Origin of the sequence: Kitasatospora sp. NPDC058170 (assembly GCF_042883905.1) — a bacterium.
Taxonomy (GTDB): Bacteria; Actinomycetota; Actinomycetes; order Streptomycetales; family Streptomycetaceae; genus Kitasatospora.
In genome coordinates this window covers 23,331-29,675 of record NZ_JBHVUV010000056.1, presented here as the reverse complement: position 1 = coordinate 29,675, position 6,345 = coordinate 23,331, and the positions used below count along the sequence as shown (strand labels likewise).

Annotated in this window: 4 protein-coding genes; 2 read left to right on the top strand and 2 right to left on the bottom strand. The window is 72.6% G+C overall.

Features of this window, described 5'->3' with window-relative positions:
• Positions 1–2,721 (top strand): serine hydrolase (locus ACFVVX_RS36450; protein WP_387952271.1); only part of this gene is annotated, 2,721 nt, incomplete at its 5' end.
• Between the two features lie 14 nt (positions 2,722–2,735).
• Entirely contained in the window at positions 2,736–4,013 is a 1,278-nt protein-coding gene (locus tag ACFVVX_RS36445) for an MFS transporter (protein WP_387952269.1), read from the top strand.
• A 20-nt stretch (positions 4,014–4,033) separates the two neighbouring features.
• On the opposite strand, the gene ACFVVX_RS36440 is transcribed toward ACFVVX_RS36445, so the two are convergent.
• Both ACFVVX_RS36440 and ACFVVX_RS36435 read right to left on the bottom strand, forming a co-directional pair.
• Complete coding sequence (locus ACFVVX_RS36440; RefSeq protein ID WP_387952273.1) at positions 4,034–5,164, bottom strand: amidohydrolase family protein; 1,131 nt, start codon at positions 5,162–5,164, stop codon at positions 4,034–4,036.
• Positions 5,165–5,192: 28 nt separating this feature from the next.
• Positions 5,193–6,326: an MAB_1171c family putative transporter gene (locus tag ACFVVX_RS36435; RefSeq protein WP_387952272.1), complete on the bottom strand. Its 1,134-nt coding sequence runs from the start codon at positions 6,324–6,326 to the stop codon at positions 5,193–5,195.
• Positions 6,327–6,345 lie beyond the last annotated feature (19 nt).

Sequence of the window (6,345 nt, the reverse complement as noted above, 5' to 3'; positions counted from 1 at the left end):
CGCCTCGCCGCCATCTGGTCCGACGTCCTCGGACTGCCCCGGATCGGCATCGAGGACAACTTCTTCGACCTCGGCGGCGACTCCCTCCGCGCCGTCCGGGTGCTGTCCGCCGCCCACGAGGCAGAACTGCCGCTGTCGGTGTGGATGGTGCTCCAGGCGAAGAACCTGGCCGAGCTCGCACTCATGGTGCAGCCGGCCACGGACCCCGTCCCGGTTCAGGACGACCTGCCGCTGCTCCCGGGGCATCTCCGGCAGCTGGAGACGGGCGTGTCCGGCGGCCGGACCGTGCGGCTTCCGCTCACACGGGCCGTGGACACCGAGCTCCTCGAACGGGCTGTTCGCACGGTCGTCCGACACCACGAGGCGCTGCGTCTCCAGTACCTGCTCACCGACGAGGACCCGCGCGCCCGGTTGACCGGGCTCGGGGACGAGCCGATCGTCCAGGTCCTCGACCTGAGCCCGGTGGCGGCCGACGACCGCGAGTCTGCCGTCGCACAGGCGCTGTCGGAGGCGAACGCCTCCGTCGACGCGGAGCGCGGCGTACTGCTCCGGGCACGGTTGGTCCGGTTCGATCCCGCCTCCCCGGGCGAGCTCTGGATCACGCTCCACGACCTCACCGCGGACCGGTCGTCCTGGTCCGTCGTGCTCGGCGACCTGAACTCCGCGTACCGCCAGTACGGTGAGGGGCGGTCGGAGGTGAGCCTCGCACCCGTGGCGACGCCGTTGCACTCCTGGGCCGGTGCGCTCGCGGAGCAGGCCCGCTCGGAGGAGGTCCTCGACCAGGCCGGCCTCTGGCTGAACCGGCCCGAGGCGGCCGCCCTGCCCACCGACCACCAGCGGGAGCACCACGCGAACGGGGCGTTCGACACGGTCACCGCCACCCTCCCGTCCGAGCTGACCGACAGGCTGCTCGCCGATCCCCACCCGGAGCACCTGGTCCTGGGCGCACTGGCCCGGACCCTGGCCCGCTGGACCGGATCGGAGCGCGTCAACATCGACGTGACCCGCGATCCACGCCACGACCGCGCCCGGAAGGACGCCCTGGCCCGTACGGTGGGCCGGCTGAGCTACACCTGCCCGGTGTCGCTTCGCGTGGCGAAGACCGGCGACGCCGCCGACTCCTACCGGTCGGTCTCCCGGCAGCTGCGCACGCTCCCCGCGCCGGCTCACGGCTTCGAGCTGCTCCGGTACCTGGCGCCCGACGCGGCCCTGGCGGCGGAGCTGGCCGAACTGCCCGAGGCAGAGGTCGGTTTCGCCTTCGCCCCGCCCACCGAGCTGGGCACGGACGAGACGCTGGCGTTCGTCCCGGAGCGGATCGCACCGGTTCCGGACGGGGCCCGGCCGCACCTGCTGGACGTCGAGGCGGACGTGTACGGCGGCCGGCTCTACCTCCGGTGGACCCACAGCACCGCCGTGCACGACCGGCGGACCGTCGAGCGACTGGTCGCCGACCAGCTGGAGGAGTTGGCCTCCCTCCTACGGCAGGAGCCCGGCAGCTCCTCCACCGGATCCGGCAACACGCCCGGCGGCTCACCCGGCAGTTCACCCGGCGGCTCCCGCAGCGGCTCCCCCAGCAGCACGCCCGGCGGCTCGACCGGCACCGCGGCGGCCGACCCGTTGCGGTCGCTCTCCGGCGGGATCGAGGACGTGATGGCCCGGAACGGCATCCCGGGTGCCGGCCTGGCCCTGATCCAGGACGGGCGGACCGTGGCGGTGGGGAGCTTCGGTGTCCTCGAGGCCGGGTCGTCCGAGCCGGTCGCGCCGGACACCCTGTTCGCAGCCGGTTCGATCAGCAAGCACGTCACGACCTTCACGGTCCTGCGTCTGGTGTCCCAGGGTCTGCTCGACCTCGACACGGACATCAACGAGTACCTCTCCTCCTGGCAGGCACCCAGCTCCCCCGGCCACCCGGTGACGGCTCGCCTGCTGCTGGCGAACCTGGCGGGATTCGCGCAGAGCCCGGCCCTGTCCGACGGCTACCGTCCGCTGGATCCGGTGCCGACCGTGCTCGACGTCCTGAACGGCCGCGCCCCGGCGAGGACACCCGCCCTGGCGGCGGCCGAGGTCCCGGGCAGGGTCTTCCGGCAGAACTCGCTCAACTTCTCGGTGCTGCAGCAGGCGATGACCGACATCACCGGCGAGTCCTACCCGGACCTCGCCCGCCGCCTGGTGTTCGAACCGCTGGCCATGGCCGACAGCGGGTACGCGGCGCTGCTGCCCGACGAGGCCGGGCGGCACTATGCCCGCGGCCACGATGCGGCCGGCCGTCCGACGCCGGACGGCTACTACGTCAACCCGGAGGCTGCCGCCGGCGGCCTCTGGACGACCGCGGCCGACCTGGCGAGCCTCGCCGCCGAGGTGCGCCGCTGCTACCTGGGGGCGGAGGGCGCACTGGTCGACCGGGCCCTGGTCCAGGAGATGCTCCGCCCGCAGTCGGACCGCGCGTACGGCTGGAGCACCATCCTCGACACCACGGGCGAGGACCTGGAGTTCGGCCACGGCGGCCAGGCGGCCGGCTACCAGGCGATGACCTGGATGCGCGTGCACTCCGGCCTCGGCCTGGTGATGCTCAGCAACGCGGTGACCGGTCGGGAGCTGGTCCGGCACCTGATCTCCGCCGTGCTGTCCGGGCGCACCCGGATGGCCGGCGTGTGGCAGCAGGCGATCGACGACGCGGTGCAGCGGGAGCGCGCCGCCGCCGGTCCGGACCCGCGCCGATGACGGAGCCCTCGGCCGTGACGGAGCCCTCGGCCGTGGCCGACCACTCGGCCACGGCCGGCCGGGCCCTGCAACCGCTCGGCCGGAACGGGGACTTCGTCCGCCTGTGGGTGAGCGCCGGGATCTCCCGGCTCGGCACCTCCGTCACGATGGTGGCCTATCCGCTGCTGGTCCTCTGGCACACCGGATCGGCCGCCGCGACGGGGCTGGTGACGTTCGCCGCCGCGCTTCCGGGCTTCCTGGTCCAGTTGCCGGCCGGTGTGCTGGTCGACCGCTGGGACCGCCGCAGGCTGATGATCCGGTGCGATGCCGTCGGCCTCGTCACGGTCGGCGGCGTCGCGGTGGCGGAGGCCTGCGCATGGTTCTGGCTGCCGTTCCTGATGGTCGCGGCCTTCGTCCAGGCCTCGTTGGCGCTGGTCCACCAGCTGACCGAACGGGCGGCGGTCCGCCACGTGGTGCCGGCCTCCCAGCTGCCCACGGCACTGGCCCGGAACGAGGCGCGCGGGGCGGCGATCGGCCTGATCGGCCAGCCCGGCGCGAGCCTGCTGTTCTCGCTGGCCCGCTGGCTCCCGTTCGCCGCCAACGCCGGCGCGAACGTCGTGGCCGTGCTGCTCATGGTCCTGTTGCGCAGACGCCTGCAGTCGGCGCCGGCCGGCCCCCATCCGCCGCTTCACGTCGGCGTCGCCCAAGGTCTGCGCTGGTTGTGGCGGCGTACCTTCCTCCGGCTCCTGACCGGTGTGTTCGCCGGGAGCAACCTGGTGTTCCGGGTGCTCCTGCTGGCCGTGATGGTGGCCGTCCACCAGGACGGGGGCTCACCGGCGCTCGTCGGCGTCGTGCTCGGCATCGGCGCCTTCGGCGGGGTGCTGGGCGCGCTGAGCGCCGCCTGGGTGTCCCGTCGCCTGTCCTTCCGCCGCACGGTGGTGGCCGGGTTCGCGGTGTGGACGGTACTCACCCCGCCGGCGATCGTCGTCAGCGACCCGGTGGTGCTGGCCGTCCTCCTGGCCGCGATCTCCTACGTGGTCAGCGTGCTGAACGTGGTCGGGACGGTGTACCAGGTGCGCATCACCCCGGACGAGCTCCAGGGCCGGGTGAGCGGGGCCAGCAGCTTCCTCATGTCGGGGGTCGGATCGCTGGGAGCGCTGCTGGGCGGATACCTGCTCGACCGGTTCGGCGCTACCGCCACGGGCGTGGCCACCGGGGCCTTCGTCGCGGTGCTCACGATCGCGGCAGGCGTCTCCCGGGGCTGGCCCGAGGAACCGGACGAAAGTCCGGCCCCCGGGCCACTTCCTGACTGACCGTCACTCGGGCGGACGCGTCACCTCGCCGCGGACCGGCCCGCGGCGAGGACGTGCCGCACCCGGCGGAGGGCGGAGAGGTCGGTCAGCGGGTCGCCGTCGACGGCGACGAGGTCCGCGCGCATGCCGGGGGCGATCCGGCCGGTGTCGGCCAGCCCCAGCGCGTGGGCGGCGTTCGTGGTCGCCATGTCGAGGACTTCGGCGTTGTCGAAGCCGAGGGAGGCGAAGAACTCCAGCATGCCCGCGTAGTCGCCGAACCGGGCTCCGGGCACACCGGCGTCCGTACCGCCGATGAACCTGACGCCGGCGGTCCGCATGGCGCGGATCGCCCCGATCATGGCCTCCGCCCGCTCCGGCCCCATCTGCTCCAGGAACAGCCGCCAGTCCCCCGAGACGCAGCGGCAGACGGCCACGTCGTCCTCGACCATCCGACGCGTGACCTCCGGGTCGTACTCGACCCCTTCGGCGGTGCGCCAGGAACAGTGTTCGAGGGTCCGGACGCCGGCCTCCACGCACTCGGCGATGGCGTCGGTGCCGTGCGCGTGGGCGGCCACCGCGAGGCCGTGGCGGGCGGCCTCCTCGACCACGAGGCGCAGTTGTCCGGGGCTGAACTGCGACTCCCACATCCGCGGCCCACCGGGTGTCATGGCGCCGCCGGAGGCCATCACCTTGATCAGGTCGGCCCCGGCCGCGGCGTTGGCGGCGATCCGCGCCCGGATCTCGTCCTCGGTACCGACCTCGCCGCCGAGGAACCAGCAGTGGCCGCCCCGGACGGTCAGGGGAGCGGTCGCGGCGACGACGGTCGGCCCGGGCGTCTTCCCGGCCGCGATGGCGTCACGCAGTGCGACGGTCAGCGCGCCCCGGTCGCCGAGGTCCCGGACCGTCGTCACGCCCGCCGCCAGCAGCTGCCCGGCCCGTTCGGCCATGGCGGCGAACAACTCGTCCGGGCCGGTTTCGGTCACCGCGCGGACGGGGTCCGGGCCGGCATCAAAAGCGAGGTGCACATGACAGTCAATTAGACCCGGAAGAACGGTGGCCCCGGGGAACCGCAGGCGTTCCACGTCCGCACCCACCGACGATTCCAGATCGTCCGCGGTGCCGACGGCACGGATGACGCCGGAATCGACGAAGACCCCACCGTCCTCGACCATTTGGCCGGCGGGCCCGGTGACGATCCGGTCAGCGGTAATCAGCAGCTTTTTCACGATCATCTCTCGCATAGGCTCGGGAAACGGCGATGAGCGCCCCGACATCGGCCCGCAGGTCGTCTGCGGCCGGGAAGGCGATGCGCGCGGCGGAATAGGAGGTGTCGGCGTGCTCGTCGACCGGCTTCAACGCCAGGGCCTCGGCGATGTACCGGGCGAGCTGATCCGCCGGAAGGCAGGCGAGGTCGGCCGTCGGCGCGACCTGGACCAGGTAGGGACTGAGGCGGACCAGTCCGTCGCGGCATTCGATGAGCCGTCGGTAGAACCGCTCGTGGGTCCGGCGGATCCACCAACGGCTCCGCCGTGAACCGGCCGGCTCCTGGTGGAGGACGAGCTCGGGGTACGCACCGGAGAGGACCGTCCAGAGCGGGGTGAGTTCGCGGTACATGCGCCGGTGACGGACCACCGACCGCAGGTGCGCGAGCAGTTGGAGACAGGCCGAGTAGCTGATGCCGACCAGCATGAGCCCCATGGACCAGTCGGTCAGCGACCAGTTCAGCTGGTTGAAGAACTGGTGCGATCCGGGCTGTCCGATCCGCGCGCAGACCAGGACGATCCGCCCCACGGCGGAGACCGTCATTCCCAGCAGGCCCAGCGCCACGATCCGCAGGCCCACCGCGAGGTGCAGCGCCGCCATGCGCGCGAAGCGCAGCGTCCACAGCCCCGAGGCCAGATAGGCGTAGATGAAATAGGAGTTGCCGACGAGGTAGAACAGCGCGATGGACGGCCGCGCCATGTGCGGCGTGCCCAGGGTGTGACCGCGGATGGACTCCGGCGTCACCGCGAGGAGCACCGCGATGACGAGCAGGACGCCGCCGAGCAGAGCCAGGTCGAACCGGACCCGCCGCAGGTACCGGGCCCGTTCGCCGGGCACCGCCGAGACGAAGAAGAGGATGAGCGCGGCCAGGCCCGCCATGTAGAGCCCGTTGAACAGGATCTTGTTGACACCGGTCACCGTCCAGCGGTCGATCGCCCCGCTGAACTCGGGGAAGCTGAGCAGCTCTCCGGCCGCGAGGAGGGACAGGCAGCACACCAGCATGCGCAGGACCTTGTCATGCGGTGCGCGCACCAGGTCGATGGTCTTCCACACCGACCCGATGACCAGCATGTAGGTCACCGGTTCCTGG